The 17,019-nt window shown below is 38.7% G+C and carries 16 protein-coding genes and 1 pseudogene; 4 read left to right on the plus strand and 13 right to left on the minus strand.

What is annotated here, in order from left to right; translation table 11 throughout:
- Positions 1 to 119 precede the first annotated feature (119 nt).
- From FFR60_RS18170 to FFR60_RS23005, 3 genes and pseudogenes are all read right to left on the minus strand, one after another.
- A pseudogene (locus tag FFR60_RS18170) lies at positions 120 to 677 on the minus strand (C39 family peptidase); the annotation flags it as partial.
- Between the two features lie 279 nt (positions 678 to 956).
- Entirely contained in the window at positions 957 to 1,376 is a 420-nt protein-coding gene (locus FFR60_RS18175; protein ID WP_137665235.1) for a DUF6680 family protein, read from the minus strand.
- 214 nt (positions 1,377 to 1,590) lie between these two features.
- A complete protein-coding gene (locus FFR60_RS23005; protein WP_249355040.1) occupies positions 1,591 to 1,728 on the minus strand; it encodes a hypothetical protein in 138 nt (45 codons plus the stop codon).
- 289 nt (positions 1,729 to 2,017) lie between these two features.
- On the opposite strand from FFR60_RS23005, the gene FFR60_RS18185 reads away from it, so the two are divergent.
- Positions 2,018 to 2,179 (plus strand): CPBP family glutamic-type intramembrane protease, encoded by a 162-nt coding sequence (locus FFR60_RS18185; RefSeq protein WP_283205012.1) that lies wholly within the window; start codon positions 2,018 to 2,020, stop codon positions 2,177 to 2,179.
- Positions 2,180 to 2,773: 594 nt separating this feature from the next.
- Entirely contained in the window at positions 2,774 to 3,379 is a 606-nt protein-coding gene (locus FFR60_RS18190) for a rhomboid family intramembrane serine protease (RefSeq protein WP_137665236.1), read from the plus strand.
- A 300-nt stretch (positions 3,380 to 3,679) separates the two neighbouring features.
- Here FFR60_RS18190 and FFR60_RS18195 read toward each other — a convergent pair whose 3' ends face one another.
- From FFR60_RS18195 to FFR60_RS18210, 4 genes are all read right to left on the minus strand, one after another.
- The gene (locus FFR60_RS18195; RefSeq protein ID WP_137665237.1) at positions 3,680 to 5,437 is read right to left on the minus strand and encodes a DUF2075 domain-containing protein; all 1,758 of its coding nucleotides are present in this window, start codon (positions 5,435 to 5,437) and stop codon (positions 3,680 to 3,682) included.
- 282 nt (positions 5,438 to 5,719) lie between these two features.
- Positions 5,720 to 7,630 (minus strand): hypothetical protein, encoded by a 1,911-nt coding sequence (locus FFR60_RS18200; protein ID WP_137665238.1) that lies wholly within the window; start codon positions 7,628 to 7,630, stop codon positions 5,720 to 5,722.
- A gap of 69 nt (positions 7,631 to 7,699) precedes the next feature.
- On the minus strand, positions 7,700 to 8,284 hold the full coding sequence (locus tag FFR60_RS18205; RefSeq protein ID WP_137665239.1) for a hypothetical protein: 585 nt from the start codon (positions 8,282 to 8,284) through the stop codon (positions 7,700 to 7,702).
- 207 nt (positions 8,285 to 8,491) lie between these two features.
- Positions 8,492 to 9,184, minus strand: coding sequence for a MurR/RpiR family transcriptional regulator (locus FFR60_RS18210; RefSeq protein ID WP_137665240.1), 693 nt, complete (start codon positions 9,182 to 9,184; stop codon positions 8,492 to 8,494).
- 39 nt (positions 9,185 to 9,223) lie between these two features.
- Between FFR60_RS18210 and FFR60_RS18215 the strand changes: the two genes are divergently transcribed.
- Both FFR60_RS18215 and FFR60_RS18220 read left to right on the plus strand, forming a co-directional pair.
- Entirely contained in the window at positions 9,224 to 9,841 is a 618-nt protein-coding gene (locus FFR60_RS18215; RefSeq protein ID WP_137665241.1) for an AAA family ATPase, read from the plus strand.
- 11 nt (positions 9,842 to 9,852) lie between these two features.
- Positions 9,853 to 11,154, plus strand: coding sequence for a PTS sugar transporter subunit IIC (locus tag FFR60_RS18220; RefSeq protein WP_137665242.1), 1,302 nt, complete (start codon positions 9,853 to 9,855; stop codon positions 11,152 to 11,154).
- A gap of 206 nt (positions 11,155 to 11,360) precedes the next feature.
- On the opposite strand, the gene queG is transcribed toward FFR60_RS18220, so the two are convergent.
- From queG to FFR60_RS18250, 6 genes are all read right to left on the minus strand, one after another.
- Complete coding sequence (queG, locus tag FFR60_RS18225) at positions 11,361 to 12,503, minus strand: tRNA epoxyqueuosine(34) reductase QueG (RefSeq protein ID WP_137665243.1); 1,143 nt, start codon at positions 12,501 to 12,503, stop codon at positions 11,361 to 11,363.
- A gap of 584 nt (positions 12,504 to 13,087) precedes the next feature.
- Positions 13,088 to 14,014: a nucleoside hydrolase gene (locus FFR60_RS18230; RefSeq protein ID WP_137665244.1), complete on the minus strand. Its 927-nt coding sequence runs from the start codon at positions 14,012 to 14,014 to the stop codon at positions 13,088 to 13,090.
- Positions 14,011 to 14,808 carry an energy-coupling factor ABC transporter ATP-binding protein gene (locus tag FFR60_RS18235; RefSeq protein ID WP_137665245.1) on the minus strand — a complete coding sequence of 266 codons (798 nt, stop codon included), beginning with the start codon at positions 14,806 to 14,808 and terminating at the stop codon, positions 14,011 to 14,013. Before FFR60_RS18235 ends, FFR60_RS18230 begins: the two co-directional genes overlap by 4 nt.
- Positions 14,808 to 15,644, minus strand: a complete 837-nt coding sequence (locus FFR60_RS18240) for an energy-coupling factor ABC transporter ATP-binding protein (RefSeq protein ID WP_137665246.1) — start codon at positions 15,642 to 15,644, stop codon at positions 14,808 to 14,810. Before FFR60_RS18240 ends, FFR60_RS18235 begins: the two co-directional genes overlap by 1 nt.
- Positions 15,641 to 16,378, minus strand: a complete 738-nt coding sequence (locus FFR60_RS18245) for an energy-coupling factor transporter transmembrane component T (protein WP_137665247.1) — start codon at positions 16,376 to 16,378, stop codon at positions 15,641 to 15,643. Before FFR60_RS18245 ends, FFR60_RS18240 begins: the two co-directional genes overlap by 4 nt.
- Positions 16,371 to 16,979: an ECF transporter S component gene (locus FFR60_RS18250; protein WP_137665248.1), complete on the minus strand. Its 609-nt coding sequence runs from the start codon at positions 16,977 to 16,979 to the stop codon at positions 16,371 to 16,373. Before FFR60_RS18250 ends, FFR60_RS18245 begins: the two co-directional genes overlap by 8 nt.
- Between the last annotated feature and the right edge of the window lie 40 nt (positions 16,980 to 17,019).

The following is a 17,019-nucleotide window of genomic DNA, read 5'->3' on the forward strand; positions in this document are numbered from 1 at the left end:
AAACTTCAAATTTCACTAAAAACAATCGATTTTTGAAGTCAATTTCATTTTTGAATACTTTAGAAAACAAAAAGAGCAGTAAACGATTTTTGACAATCGTTTACTGCTCTTTTTATCTATTAACTAATCCCAATAGCTCGGCCATCCCACTCCTTAGTAAAGTCGGTGATCGATACCCAAGCCATCGCGCCACGATCGTAGGTTTTATTTGGACCGCCCGATCCAGCCTTCGCGCTTGAGCTATAGTACAACGGATCGTACACTAAGAACTTATTGTCCTTGTATCCAGCAATGACCTTGCAGTGATTGCGGATCGTATTGGCTTGATAAGAAGAATAGCCATAATATAAAACAGGATTACCATTGATGATCCGATCAACGATGTTTTGTGTGCTGACATTGCTGATATTTGAGACATTGCTATACCATTTCTTTGCATAATTCGCCAATGAGCCCGGTGTGATGACCCAGCCGAATCCAGCGCCGGAATAAACATTGCCCTTTTGTCCGCCCTTGTCAAATGTTCGCGATACTGGTGCGATTGGTTGAGCACCGCCTAGCGTGTACCAAGAAATTCCCTCGTTTCTCCAACCCGCTTTTAATAGCGAATTCCGTTCACTCAAAAGCATCGTATAATTGTGAGAACCCGCACCTCTTGAATTCGGATTAAAGACACGATTTGAGTCTTTTTAGATTAGTATTATTGTGCTAAACCTTTTTATTTAACTATATTTTAGCGTGAACCTCATCTATTCTTCAAAACTCCTTTATCTGATGTAAGACTAAAATGTCCATCAAAAAAAATGATTAGTTTATATAGCACGTTTATTTATCGGGACTAAGTAGAGCAAAATCCTTCTATAAACATTTGGAAATAAAAGTGCCGGTTAATATGCATAATCATATCACTGTGATTTTTGGAGTTTAAACCTATGATTGGTTTCAAGTTATTGAAATTAGTCATTAAAAACTTTATTTAAAAAAGACTCATCTATATTTTGATCAATGCCTAAATCTTCAAACATCGCTGAATAAATAGCAATTAATTTTTCGTTTGCAATAGAAGCATCACTGTTGGTATTTGATAAATAATCATACATTTTCTTAGTAGCGTCAATGACTTTTTTAGAGTCATAAAAAGTAGCAGTGACACCGTTCATAGCTGCTGAGTATTCTTTTGAACGAACATCATAACGATAGCTTATCATCTGTACCAGAACATCGTATTTCTTCTTCCACAGATCATAATCTCTATTTTGTTTCTCAATTTTTTCCTGAAAAATCTGATTCTGCTGGTTCAACTTTTTTGAATACCAAAGGGATATCCCAACACCTAATAGTCCTAACAAACCTCCTAGAATACCATCAATCGACATAGACATGCCCCTCCCACCTAGATTAATCATTCAAGTATAGCATACTTACTTTCTTATATTTCGTAGCTTTTTTTACTCATCGAATCATAAAAGAGTGCTCACAATTGAACACTCTTCCTAACAAACCTGTCATTCTTCACAAATGGCAAGACATCCTCCGTCAACTGATCAACTTCTTCTATTTGTCGAATCATTTCTTCTGGCAGTTCAGGATTCATCCCTCCGCAAATCGCCGCCCTGATTGCTCGATGGTATCTGTACCCCAGCCAAGCGAGGCACTTAATTGTGCCGCTTTTAGTGGATCACCTTTAGCTAACTCAACGATGACAAAAGCGCTTGGGATCGTTTCCATTAGTTTGACTGTCTGGTCTCTAATATTTTCGATATCGGCAATTGGACTTAATTTGATTTATTTTTTCTATTACAAACTAGACACGTATTCTGATTAATAAGCGATTCAAGGATGTCGGAAAGAAAAACACCGATAAATGATTGTTGTTAAAATAGACAAGCGAGCTTAGATTAAGCACACCTCCTTTGTCTTTATGTTTCAGGCATTTGCATTTACTATCGAACAGGAAAAGGTTTCGCTTCACGGGACTTTATACCAGCTCTAACATTCTTTTTAATTACACTTAACAATCCTTTCCCTTTTCCATTATCAATATAGAAAAAATTCTATATTGATAATGGGATTAGTCTTCGCGTTGGCTTATTACAAAACCGGAAGACTGGAAGTTTCAATTATGGTTCATTTTTTCAATAACGCTATAGGCGCGATCGCAATGATTTTGATGCAGTAATTTTGGGCAGCTAGGAGCTGTCTTTTTGTTGTTCTGCGAAGGATTTTGACGAGAAAGTAGAATCAATAAACAGCAGGCAACATGAGAGTATTAAAAGAAATCGAATGTAGGGAACAAGCGCAATAGATCCTACCATAAACTGACGAGCATTTCACCGTCTTCTATTGCTTCTCGTACAAATAGGTCTTCACTGTTACCACCCCTCCTATTTTGTATGCCCTTCTTATCCTGTTCGAAGCAGAACTTAGTGTAGAGAAAAGTACCAAGTATCCTAGTTTACTTGGGGCAATACAACTTAAGTCTTATTGAATAAGAAAAAATTGAATGCTATCATCGCTTTATATATAATTTGCATTTGGATTAAGCATTGACTAGTCGTTTTTTCTAAAACACTTTTTTTCTGGTAAAGCTTATTTCATAAATAAGAAAAGCTTCGATTTCGATCGGTTGACTATCGTGACTTGTCATATCTGACTATTCAATGGAACTAGATCAGAACAGGATCATGCCAATGCCAGATGTAACTTGTCCAAATTATTTTAAACGTACAGCGAGCAGCTCAACTAGCTAGATTACCTAAAAAAGGGGCATGACATGGAAAAAAGAAAAATAAATAAGTTAATCAGCTTCAACTCACCAGTTATTTTAGGCCTGGCGATAGCATCGTTTATCGTACTGATTCTAAATGTAGTGACGAATGGAGAAATCAACAAATTATTTGCCGTATACTATTCATCCTGGGCAGACCCAATGATGTATTTACGCCTATTCACCCACACACTTGCCCATCAGGATTTGAGCCATTATTCGGGAAACTTTCTACTACTATTAGCAGTTGGACCATTAGTGGAAGAAAAGTATGGCAGTAAAAATGTGTTGATCATGATACTGACTACATCTGCAATCATCGGCTTGATCAATGTCATTTTCTTTCCGCGTACAATGCTTTTGGGCGCAAGCGGCATCGTGTTTATGTTTATACTGCTAGCATCCTTCGCTAACATGAAGGATGGCAGGATTCCCCTTACAGTTATTTTGGTAGGCACGCTTTATATCGGAAATGAAATCGTAAGCGATGTGCTATCCAATGACAATATTTCGAGAATGGCCCATATCATTGGCGGCTTGTTAGGTGCATTGTTTGGATACCTGTACCATACGAACGGACTTCAAAGTAAGAAGGGAAAGTATCGTTATTAAGAGGCTTAGACTAAAATCAGTGGAACAACAAGGATTGCATTCTATACGACATCCTTAACAACTATTTAGTAAACAATTATCCATTATCAGCTGACATTCAAGTCATTTCTAAACAAAAAACAAGCTCAACTTAAAGCCCTCATTTCTAAAACGAGGCTTTTGAGATGAGCTTGTTTTTATGGATTTGAATGAAATAATGATTTTTTTGGAGACATAGCTACAGTTATGTCTCCAAACTTTGAAAAGTGGGATAATACTTACGTTCCAAAAATTCTCCGCATTACAACTTTTCATATTGATTCAAACTTTCTCTTTTTTTGCTTCATTAAGAGCTTTTCGAAGCTCATCGTCCACGGCATAAATATATAAGCCGTTAACACCCCGAGTTAGTAAGACATTCAACTCATTCTTAAGCAGAAAATCAGAAATATCCAGTTTTTCGCCATTTTTCCCCTTGCGCATTTCGACAGCCTTCTTGTTTTTGCTTGCCGTTTTATCAAAAATTATTTTCCCATTTCGATATTTTACTGATGGACCAATAATAATGCCCGCGTAATTAAGATCAAACCCTTGAATCGTAAAAGTAGATCCAACTTCTCCAATTGTTTGAGGCTGCTCCGCCCAAGCACGATTGCGATTTTTTCGTTTCTCTTGACGGGTTTGTGGAAGCTGCAAGTTCCAAGGTAACTGCCAATCTCCGATTTTTACATTCCAGTAATCTTCATTTTCTGGCTTTTTCTTATCTATATATGCCCAATCAAAGGTTGCTAGAATACGAGAAATACCAGATTCCTCATTCCGGGCTTTCCTTTGAATCTCTTGATACATTTCATCAGGATTATCAAATATTTCAATCGCATATTTTTTAGAGTCAACAGGGATATTTTCGATTGTCCCGTTATCAATAAGGTTTCGAATCCAGTTTACAGTTTCCTTATCCGCATTAATTCGTAATTGATTTTCAAGTTGGATGTGATTTCCATTGAGATTCGCTTCTTGGATCATCATTGTCATATCTTCCACATCCCAATACTGTTCCCGAGAAAGAATCTGATTACGATCAAGTACTGCCACAACTACTTTAGCTCGTTTTAAAATATCTCTAAGCTGATTTTGACCTTGGTAGGAGTATTTTCCTTGAGTCCATAATAAGTGAGCTTCATCAACAATAACAATATCTACCTTCTCATCTTCTGAATGATTATTAATGAATCTCGTCGGTTTTGAAACAACGTCCGGATTTCTTTTTGACAAAATCCCTAGCTTTGAAGCAATTTGTTCATAAACCTTTAGCTGTTGATCATGATTGACTAATAAATATTGACTCGTATTCTGAAGTACTATATTTTCGGAGTCTTCTAAAGAAAGCTGATTTAATTCATAAAACAGACTGCTCATCAATACTGTTTTCCCAGACCCAGCCTCACCCTCAACGATGATTAATTGACCTTCTCTGTTTCGGTTTAACGCCTCAGTTACCTTAAGAATGATATCCTCACGAGCGTTCATTTGTTCTCTAGTTAACTTGTGAAAAGGTGAGGCTTTAAAAATAGCTGAATCCCGAATTATTCTTTCAAGCGGAAACAACTCTTTATTTTTCCGTTGGAGCTTCTTCCAAATTTCCGAAAAAATACTTCCTAGTTCTTCTGAAGTATAATAATCATTCTGCGGATTTGTTCTGCGATTATTTAAATTCTCAACCGCTTCAACACTCGACAGATACTGCATTAAACGATTTTCTATATCTAAGGTTAAAGATTTGTTGAAATGCTCATGACCTATTACAAACATCTTGGCCTGATCAGAATTTGATAGCTCCTGCCAATCATCACGAAGCTCCTTTAAATGCTCAATAGTACGCCGCTTAATATCATTCGTTTCCCCAATGTAAACGGAATACTTCGATGGAGTCTTCTTATCGTTTACGATATAAACCGTTGGATAACCAAGCATCACCTTTTGTTCTTTCTTCCCTTTACTCTGAATCTTCCCTTCTAAATGATTCAGAGATTCTTTTGAATAATCAACTTCATAGATAATTGGTTTTGATACTTCCATGCTACACCTCAACAACTTTTTTTCTGATATTGATTTAATTATAACATTTCGAAGTATGTGTAACTATGATAGTATTGATCCTTTTCATCTTAAATAAAAACGATCTCTCAACTTCATTTCATAAGTTATTCTCTTATGAGAAGTATTATTCTGCAGACTACGCATAAATGAGCCACATATCTGCTTGTTCCTTAAATGAGTATTATTTTAACCTCGTAATTTATATTGTATTCGTTTTTTTATCAGTAATATCTCTAAGCTTTCTATCATTATTATTTAGTATTACTTTCTATGAACTCGATTAAAACTCTCAACTTTATCTCTTTGTGCAATTTCTGGATTGATAATTGATCCTATTACAAGTTTACGGCGAGACATTAAAAAGTTCATATCTTCTAAGTGAGTTTCTTCAATTTCAAAACGTTCCTTTTGGTTTTCTGCTTGTTTTATTACGCGTTCTTCAATCCAAAAATAAAAAGATTCTGAAGAGTAAACGGGCAAAGCACAACCATTCTTCATTTCTATTTTTATATCTCTCCCTTTAACATCAACCAACTGTCCATGGTTCTTTTCAAAATAGGATACGAAATCGTGAGATGAAACAATATTCGTGCCTGAATTATTGATATAAGTACCCGTGTACACGTTAGTAATAATCATTTTTTTTATCTCCATATTTTTAATTTCTATTTCTAACTCTTCTTCAATAGATTTTCTATTTTTTTCATCAGTATAATAATCTACTAGTCTGTTCAACTGAAAAGTTGCACTATCAATGTTCTCCTTAAAAAGAGCCAGTTCTCGTTCATTCATTGGATGTAACCAATGTTTAATCTCACAAAAATAAATAGTTTTATCTAATGAAAAAACTAAATCACATTGATAGTCACCATTTGTATTTTTTACATATCTTTGTTTTGGACATACGTATTTAATTTCCTTTTCCGATAAAATTGAGTAGATATACTGTTCAAATTCTGTTCCTTTTTCACCAATATCTATGTTTAACCTAGAAAAATTAGTTACAATACAACTAGCTGGCTCTGGACTTATGCCAATTTGAGGAAGAATGAGGAAACTTGAATCTTCAAGTTTTATTAGTGGCGTTTCAAGTAAATCGTTCGAATCATAATCAAAGGTTAAAAATTCGATCAGTCTTTCTGTATATCTGCGTTCAATTCCTTCTTCAATGAGTAAGTTTGTTAATTGGTATTTTTTTAAATTAATCAAATTTTTATCAGTCATTTTTTTTGCTGATTTTCTGTATATTTTTTGCAATATCTTATTATGGCTTACTTTATTCACAGCACGGTAAGCCTTGATATAATTGTCTAGAGGAATACCATCAAATTTTTTTTTACAATCGTTCAAATAGGAAACTTTTTCTAAGAATTCTTCAGCATCTTTTACATAGTTAGATTGCTCAAGAGGTGATTGATTTTTTAGGGATTCCTCATAAACTTGTCTAGCGAATTTAGCATTTCTTGCATCATAGAAGTTACTTTTTGAAATCATAAGATTTAAATTGTCTACGCACTTATTTAGGGACGTACAGATAGTTCCATCAGAATTATAAAATACTTCTAAATCAGAATAACTCCATAAATCAAATAATGTCTCTATCTGATTTTTTATGCCTATACTCACAAAATGTTCATAGCTATTTTCAATACTACTTCGATTAACTTTCTTTATTATCATTGGATATTTTTTGTATTTAAAATATTTTATAATTGTCGAACTTGAAAGTATAATTACTTCGTGTAAATGCCCGTACAAGTCTGGTTCACCACGAAATAGAGCCGAATGAGAAACATCTTCTAAATTCTCATTCATAGCAATCAGAAAAGACATGAACTTATCTTCATCACAAACTAAATTGTCAACTACCTGCATATAATGGATATAGTAATCATGGTAAATCTTGTTAAATATCATTGCCTCATCCATAAATTTTAAGAACTCTTTTTTATTTTTTACTTCATTAGATAGATTGTCTATAAATTCAAGAAAATATTTATTTCTAGATTTTCCTGATCCATACAAATCAACCGACACTTTCGAGATTTTTAAATACCTAATTAATTCATTCATTTCCCCATTTTCACAAAGTGAATTCAATTTGCTATAAAATTTACTTGGATTACATTTTAATACTTCCTCAATAGAACGAATACCTTGCTTTTTTTCCAAAAATTCCATCTCCTAATAATTATTTAGGTATTTTCTCTACATACCTATTCTTACAAATCCAACACAACCTTATCTACGATCCTTTAATTTCACATTTCTCTCATTACTTACATTGTATTTCACTTCAACATCCACTAAATAATAGACGACATGCTGCAAGTCCTCTTCTGTTACATCTGCCTCAATTGCACTTGTTGTTTGTTTATACCTAAGTTTGACAACGTTCCCTTTTTTAAAACTATCCGGGTCCTCTGTTTCAAATAATGCTTGATCTAAATAGCTGTCAACCAACACCACATAAGACTTCTCTCCTATGGTTCGAACACTCGTAACAAAGAAATAGTCGGTCCGTGTTTGAACAGGATTTCTACCTAGAAGTAAGTCCAAGGACTGTACTTTTCTTGGATTTGAGATAGCCACTCTTTCCTCATCCTCATTGAACAAGTCCATAGGTGTTACTTGATCTAATTCATCATAAGTAAAATTGATAATCTCATCTTTTTCGTATTTCAATTTCGTTTTAGTATCCCACTGTAAAAGTGTACCACTAGAAATATCTTGAAAAATCACACTGTGACCATAATAGGCCTTAGATGCTCCCATAGGAACTCTATTATCAATACTGATTACTTTTGCTATTGTGTATTTTCTCATACCATCACCTACTATCAATTTCTTCTCGCTACCTACGCGGACAAGTCAAACTAAAAGCGGTTTTTATTTATGAATAATCGCTTTTCGCTTATCTCCTTAAACCCGTTTGCAAATGTCTAAACATGTTCATATCCCGAGGAAAACACTTACATTTCGCTATCCGATATTTATACTGATAAGTGAAGAAACAGTGGCCACATCGTTCTTCTAATCAAAGATAGATCTTAACGCTTCACTTAGTAATAGTTCGAATTGATTCAGCGTCGTTCCAAAGAAAAGGTTGGGCTGGTACGCAGACAAGACTCGCAGGGCATATGTTTCCGTGCTAATGGTCAAAGTTGCTAACTGTCCTATTTTTGAATTTTTCTCGCCAACAAATGCGATCAGATCAATATGATGGTCCTTCGCCATTTGGGCGAGATCAGCTAAACGAAAGGTATCTCCTGAGTTAGAGACAATAAAAATCAGCACATCCTTTTCAACGTTTTCCCGCAGGAACTCAAGATGACTATTAGCCGTTGCTCGGAAGCCATAAAGATTCAGTGTTTCAGAAAAATGATTCGCGATATTTTGTGAAAAGCCTGAGCCTAGGATCATGATTCGTTTCTCTCGATACTCAGTTAATAGGCGTACAAATGCGTCTCTTTCTTCATCTGAGAAATTCTTCGTCAGATTCGTTGCTAATGGTTTACTTCCATATGCGAAGACCAGTTCACTATAACCGGAATACCCGATTTTTTTCGCCATATTGACGATGGTCGCGGTTGAGACATAAGAGGCTCTGGCGACATCGCGAATGCCTAAATCTCTTAGTGAATCACGATTTTTATCCATAAAACGTAAAACGGCTGCTTCTGAATCATTCAACTGATACTTATCAATCAACGTTTCAGTATCCATAAGATCCACCTCAAATTCTTTAGTTAGGAGTATTATAACATGACAAAAAATAATTTTATTCAAGATCCATGGGCAAAAATGACGACACGAAATGGCCTTCAAGGTGATGAAGTCATCTCAGCATTACAGAAATCAATCCGCAGAGGAAAAGAAAAAGCGGCCTGCGAATTTGCCTATGAAATGTATATTACCTCACCTCAGTTTGAAGAGAAACTATGGAGACGTTTATTAGCCATCAGCGTTGAGGATGTAGGAATGGGAAATCCGTATGCAGCCATTATGATCAACAACTTAAATCAGATGCGCAAAGAATTTCAATATAATGAATCTGATCGGGCAATGTTTTTCTTTCATGCCATTCGTTACTTATGCGATTCAGAAAAGGATCGTTCATCCGACCTGCTCAAGAATATCGTGATAAAAAGCTTCGCCATGGGGTATGTGCCTGAAATACCAGACATCGCGTTGGACAAACACACCACGCGTGGACAAGAAATGGGACGCGGATCAGAACATTTTTTACATGAAGCAAGCAAAGTCATTCCTCAAGCAAAGGTCGAAAATGACTATAAAGAACAATATGAAGAAATCATAAAAAAATATGACCCGCAGCATGTCGTGCCAAGTACCTTTGTTTTCAATCCTTGGCAAGTATAGGAGGAAATATCATGGAAAATTCTACAGTCATAACGAAGCTTAATGATTTGCTTAGCCCTTTTGCAGCAAAAATCGGGAATCAGCGACACCTTAAAGCAATCTCGAGTGGAATGATGTTTGGGCTGCCCTTTATCGTGATTGGATCATTTTTTCTGATTTTTGCGAATCCACCGATTAACATAGATCAATACAATCCTGCGACAGCCAATTTTTTTATGAAATTCATGGCTGGTTGGAAGGATTTTGCGGTAGCCAATTATGATTTAATCACCGCTCCCTACAATTTGACCATGGGGATCATTGGACTGATCAGCGTTTTCGGAATCGCCTTCTCCCTTGCCAGTGAATACAAGATTAACCCAGCCATGAATGGGATGGTGGCCTCCGTCATTTTCCTGATGGTATGTACTCCGGTTAAAGAGGGAAACATCAACCTGAATTACTTAGGAACAAATGGGCTGTTCGTTGCAATCATCATTGGTTTGCTTGTGGTGGAAGTAAACAGGATCTTTGAAGTAAAAAATATCAAATTAAAATTGCCGGATACTGTACCACCCATGGTTGCCACCTTCATCAACACGCTCGTTCCACTATTAACGAACATCATCCTTTTTTATGGAATTAATCTGATTTTCTTAGTCACAACAAAAAAGATTTTTCCTGAAACGGTGATGGACGTTTTGACACCGGCAACGAATATCGCTGGAAGTCTCGGTGGTTTCTTACTGATCGTGACCCTAGGAAATATCTTATGGTTGTTCGGTATTAATGGTTCATCGATCATTTTCCCGATCGTCTTTACTCTAGGGATGGCGCAAACAGGACTGAATGCTGAACAAATGTCTAACGGGGAAACGATGACTCACCTAATGAATCTACAAATGTTTCGTATTTCAGTTTTAGGTGGTGCGGGTGGAACCCTAGGTTTAATTATTTTGATGATGCGAAGTAAAGTCTCAGAATACCGAACAATCGGGAAACTATCCCTGATCCCTGGCATTTGTTCAATCAATGAGCCAGTCATTTTTGGACTTCCAATCGTTTTTAATCCGATTCTGGCTATTCCATTTTTACTAACACCGATTGTTTCCTTGCTACTGACTTATTTCGCTCAAAGTATCGGTTTGATTGGAATTGGATTTATCGTTGATCCTTCCTTCACCCCGTTCTTTGCACAAGCGTATCTTTCAAGTATGGATTGGCGAAATATCGTCTTCTGTTTAGTGTTGATCCTAATTAGTGCTATTATCTACTATCCATTCTTTAAGGTTATGGAGAATAATAAAACCAAACTGGTGGATGAAGAGCTGTAGGATACATCCTACCTTTAAATACAAGTTAGCTCAATTATTGATTCTGATAATTGAGCTATTTAACTAACCTTTTGCAGAAAAGTAGTCTACTCCCTCTAAACAAAAACGAAATAGTCAAATCTGCTCATAAATTTTCTACGCAAGTTCTAAGAAAATATCTCGAAAAAAGACCGAACACCAATAATACGTGTTCGATCTTTTTTAATTTAACCTAGCTTTTCCAAAACCTTCGCTATCTCATCCAAAACTTCTGGATCAACTTCATTTTTTTCTAATTCCTGCAACAAACTAATCGTCTCATCAGGTGCTTTTTTTGTCAGCTGACCTAATGCCCAGACAGCGGTGCCGCGAATGACTGGGCGCTGGTCTTGTAGGCAGGAGCGAATTTCTGGGAGTGCTTCTTTCCCACCGAGGTTGGCTAAGGCAATCAGCGCATTACGCTGTAGCGGTTTTTTCCCGCGCCAAGAGCCGGCTAAATGTCCGAACTGTTCCTTGAACTCGCGATTTGAGATGGATAGGAGCGGTGTCAGTTTTGGATAGACCTCATCGACTTTTGGCTCCATCTCTTCGTGAAAATGAAAATCTTTGCCGCGGTTATAGGGACAGACTAGCTGGCAAATATCACAGCCGTAAATAACGTTGCGTATTTTCTTTCGATATTGCTCTGGCATCATGCCTTTGGTTTGTGTTTGATAGGAAAGACATTTTTTCGCATTCATCCGACCGTCTCCCAACAAGGCACCAGTTGGACAGCCGGTAATGCAGCGTGTACAATCGCCGCAGCCGTTTGGTACCGGCTGGTCTGGTTCAAATTGAATATTCGTGATTATTTCGCCAAGGTACACGAAGGAACCATATTCTTCCGTAATCAAAAGTCCATTGCGACCGATAAATCCCAGACCTGCTCGTTGTGCGACTGCGACATCGACCAGCTCACCCGTATCGACTTGCGGAGCAAAACGCCACTGAGCTTGAATTTGCTCCGTTTCAGCCTGCTCTTTGATAAAATCGATCAGCTTAGTTAACCGTTCTTTTAAAATGAAGTGATAATCCGTCCCCCACGAAGCTCGAGCAAATTGCCCGCGTTTTTCATCACGTGGGACTTTTTCATGGATTTTGGTCGGATACGCCAGAGCAATTGCGATGATACTTTGGGGATCTTCAAATGTTTCTTCTGGATACAGCCGTTCTTTGATATTTTGATGTTCAAAACCAGAGGTATGCCCCAGCGAGCGCTGCTCCAACAATGACTCCTCCAAATAATCAAAAGGTTCAGCTGTTGTAAAGCCGATTTTATCTATACCTAGCTGCTTACTTTCAGCGATGATCCGTTCTTTTAAGGTTTGCATAGTTCCACTCCTAGTTCGTATTAAAGGAAATCATTTTTCAAAAATCGAAAAATGAATCTGTTTCTCACCACGTATGTCATTCTACTATACCTGCTAAAGCAGGAAGTAGAACTGAGATCCTAGTTCGTATTAAGAAATTCATTTTTCAAAAACAAAAAAATGAATCTGTTTCTCTCTACGTATGTCATTCTTCTATACCTGCTAAAGCAGGAAGGAGAACTGAGATCCTAGTTCGTATTAAGGGATTCATTTTTCAAAAACCGAAAAAATGAATCTGTTTCTCTCCACGTATGTCATTCTACTAGACCTGCTAAAGCAGGAAGGAGAACTGAGATTCTGATACGAATTTACAGGCCCTACTATATCATATGTTCCTGGCTTGCAAAAGAAATCACCTGTTTGGTCAGAGGGCTGTGCGAGAAATATTTTCGACATTTTTTACATAAGGCGATGGTTTTCCTGAAGAACTTTCGGCAACACTAGTTTCAATGATTTATTATTGAATTGTAGTTGGCAATAAACTGGACACCCCAAAAAAGACGCTCACAAATTGAAATAGTGAGTGTCTCTTCATGTTTTATTGATTATTCGTCAAGTTTAACTAAAGCCTCTCTCAAAACCTCCACAAACCCATCACGATCCACATCCTCCAAAACAAACGTGTTCTTCGGCTCGGGAGCGATCCTCCGAAAATCGCCATAGGTCATTCCTCGTGCAGGTGAATCATCGGTAATAACATGGATATCAGCGTAGCTGCCTTGGAATAGCTCAGGTTTTAATAGGTAGACAACTGCACATAGGTCATGGATCGGTGAGTTGATGAAGCCGAATTGTCGTCCGGATTGGTTATAGAAGGACAGTAATTCATAGGCTAGGTGGCTCACCTTGCCTTGATTTTTTAATTGATTGATCTCCTCCACAGTGATCTCTGCTTTTTCGGTCACATCTAATCCTGACATGATGATCGGTATCCCGCTTTGGAAAACGATCTCTGCCGCGTCTGGGTCGACGTAGATGTTGAACTCGGCAAGTGGTGTTTGGTTGCCGTGATGAATGCCACCGCCCATTAGAGATATTTCTTCTATCTGAGGGAGCAGCTCGGGATAGTTTTTGATCAGCAGCGCGATATTCGTCAATGGGCCTAAGGCGACTAGCGTTACCTTGTCTTTGCTTGTTCGAATTTTTTCTGCTAGAAATTGAACGCCGTTGGTTGAAGCGATTGGATAATCGGCGCCATCAAAGTATGGACCGTCCATTCCAGTTGCACCGTGCGCTTCTGGAGCTGTTTGCAGCGGTTTGACTAATGGGCCGGCTTGTCCTGCGGCTAATGGGACATCTGCGTTTAAAAAGCTCAAAATGTTTTTGGCGTTTTCGGTTACTTTTTTTAGTGTTTGGTTGCCGCCGATGGTGGTGATTCCTAAAACATTAAAGTATTTAGGATTGGCAAGGGCAGCCATGATCGCTAATGCGTCATCATGCCCGGGATCGCAATCGATCAGAAGATGCTTCATGCTAAGACCTTCTTTCCCAGCTCATCCATCGTTAGGATGTCTTGGAAGCCAAGTGCTTTTGCCAGCTGACAAATATAGGGCTGTTTTAAGGCGCTGATCTGCAGTAGCTCTTCATTCCAGAAAATTTCCTTTGGTGTGCCTTCTTTTTGCAGCTGTTTTTCGGCGAAAACCAGCACGCGTTGGAATTCCTTGACCACAAAATCCATATCGTGTGTGATGGTAATGACGGCTTTATTTTTTTCGGTCAGGCCTTTGATCAGCTTTCCTAGTAATTCGGTTGATTCGCGATCTTGTCCGGCTGTTGGTTCATCGAGGATGATGACTTCTGGGTCCATCGCCATCACCGCAGCGATCGTAATGAATTTTCGTTTTGAATAGGGCAAGTTATAAGGATGCTCCTTCAAAACATCTAGCAACCCGCAAAGCTCTGCGGCTTCACGGACTCGTTCTTGGACAACTGCGGCGGCTAATTTTTGCTTTTTAGGTCCAAAGGCGATCTCTTTTTCGATACTTTCTTGGAAAATCTGATCGTCTGGATTTTGGAAGACATAGCCGACACGCTTTGCCATTTGGGCGGTGGTCAATGACTTGGTTTCCTTCCCATCGATCAAAACCTGTCCCTTCGTTGGCCGCAGCAGGCCGTTCATTAACTTGACGGTCGTCGTTTTGCCAGCTCCATTTTGTCCAATGATCGCCACGGCTTCGCCTAACTGAAATTCAGCGGAAACATTCTGAGTCGCCTCAAAGCCGTTGGGATAACTAAAGCTGACATTTTCTAATGTTAAAAAGCTCATCACGCGAAGTCTCCTTTCAGTCTATTGATTGCCTCTGCCATTGTAATCGGCACAGCGGTATTTTTCTTTAAATATTGCAGGAAAAACAGTGACACCTGCGGTAAAGCGCCGCCATGGTTCAGAATATCTGGATTACTCAGCACTTGGTGAGCTGGTCCATTCATCACTATTCGCCCATTTTCCAAAAGAATGATCTCGTCACAATACTCCGCCAACAGGTCCACCTTATGCTCCACCACGATAATAGTTTTTCCCTGCTGCTTCAGCATCGCGATAATCTCGAAAACTTCTTCCGTACTTTGCGGGTCTAATTGAGACGTCGGTTCGTCAAGGATGATTACCTCGGGATCTAATGCCACGATCGAAGCGAGTGCCACCCGCTGTTTTTGTCCGCCGGAAAGTTCGAAGGGATTCTTGTCTTTTAACTCATGGAGCTTGAAAAGGTCCAGTAATTCTTGCACTTTTTTGCGCATAGTTTCTGGGGCGATGCCGATATTTTCCATGCCATAGGCGATCTCCTCTTCGACAGTGTCCTTGACGCCTGAGATTTGAGTAAAAGGATTTTGCGAGGAATAGCCGATCTCCGCGGCTAAAGCTCCAATATTGTATTGTTGGATTGCTTTTCCTTTATAGGTCACTGTTCCTGCAAGCTCCCCGAGAAACATTTCGGGAATAAATCCGCGAATAATATTACACAGGGTCGTCTTCCCTGCTTGATTACTGCCGATCAGACCATAAACTTTCCCCTTTTCAATCGATAGATCGATATTCTTGATAATCGCTTCAGAATCCAAGGGGTACTGATACGTCACCTTTTCTAATTCAATTAAACTCATAGCGGACCTCCTACAAAATAAGCGATCAAACCGACTAGACAAACAAGGACGATCACGTAATCTAACGCCGTTTTCTTAAGTGAATAATAGGCGGTCTTTTTTAACGGAGCGGAAAAACCGCGAGCCTCTAGCGTTAATACCCGTTCATCGGTTTGTTGGATCGAGGTCAGCACTAATGGCCCCATCATTGGGATAAAGGCCTTCATCCGAACGAGGACAGAGCCTTCTGTTTCGATCCCGCGGGCACGCTGCGCATCTGAGATCGTCTGAGAAAGCTTAGTCATCTGAGGAACTAGCTGAATCGTCGCGGAAATGACAAAGGTTACTTTTTTAGGAATTCGCGCTTTTTCCAGTGCCGCCACGATATCCTTCACACTAGTGACCTGAAAGAACCAAATGATCACTGAGCTGATGGCAACGATCCGCGAAGACAAGCCGATACTTGTGTCCAGTCCGATTTGCGAATAGCTTATAAACCACCACAGCGGACGACTGTCTTCATTTTTGACAATAAAAACTTGAACTAGAAAAATGAATAATACAATGATAAAGATCGATTTGAAAAAGGTATTTAAAAAGCGCAGGATTTTTCCCGAACATACACTTAATAAGAGGGTTAAACCAAACAGCACATATTGCACGATAGGAGCTGTTGAAAACATACTGATGATGATTACTGTTAAAACGATCATAAGTTTTGTAGACGGATACCAATTGTCGATGGCTTTACCCATGCTTCAACACCTCCTTGCTGATATAAGGCGCACCGTAATTTAACTTGACTAAAAAACGCGGAGGAATCCGTTTGACGACTAAATAGCTGATGGCAAAATTCAAGATCGTATTGATCGTGCCGGTAATGATGTTGGTCGAAAATACAGAATCCCATAATTGACGCCCAGCCGCTAGAAATGCCGCCGTCACCAAATCCGTCCCCGCTCCAGTAATCCCGCCAAACATGAACACCGTCACGATCGCTGCCGTTCCAGCAGAGACGACCGTCAGCACACCGCAAGCCACGATCATACCGATCAGGTGGTTAAAAAATTTGAAGCGTGAGAAATAGCCGGCAAACAACCCGATACTCATGGAGACTAATCCATAAGGAATCGCAACCGGGTTCAGCATCCCGTTCACAACATTTCCTAAAAATCCCGTCATCAAGCCTACCCATGGACCCGCTACCATTGCTACTAAATAAGTGCCGATTTGATCAATAAAAACTGGCAGCTTCAATATGGTGCAGAGCTGATAACCGACCACATTCAAAGAAACACCTACAGGAATCAGCATCAATGCCTGTAATCCGAAATCATACCTTAATCCTCGTTTCATCTCTCTTCCTACTTTCATTTTATTTTGGAAGGGCTTCCTT

This window comes from Enterococcus hulanensis (assembly GCF_005405485.1).
GTDB lineage: Bacteria > Bacillota > Bacilli > Lactobacillales > Enterococcaceae > Enterococcus_A > Enterococcus_A hulanensis.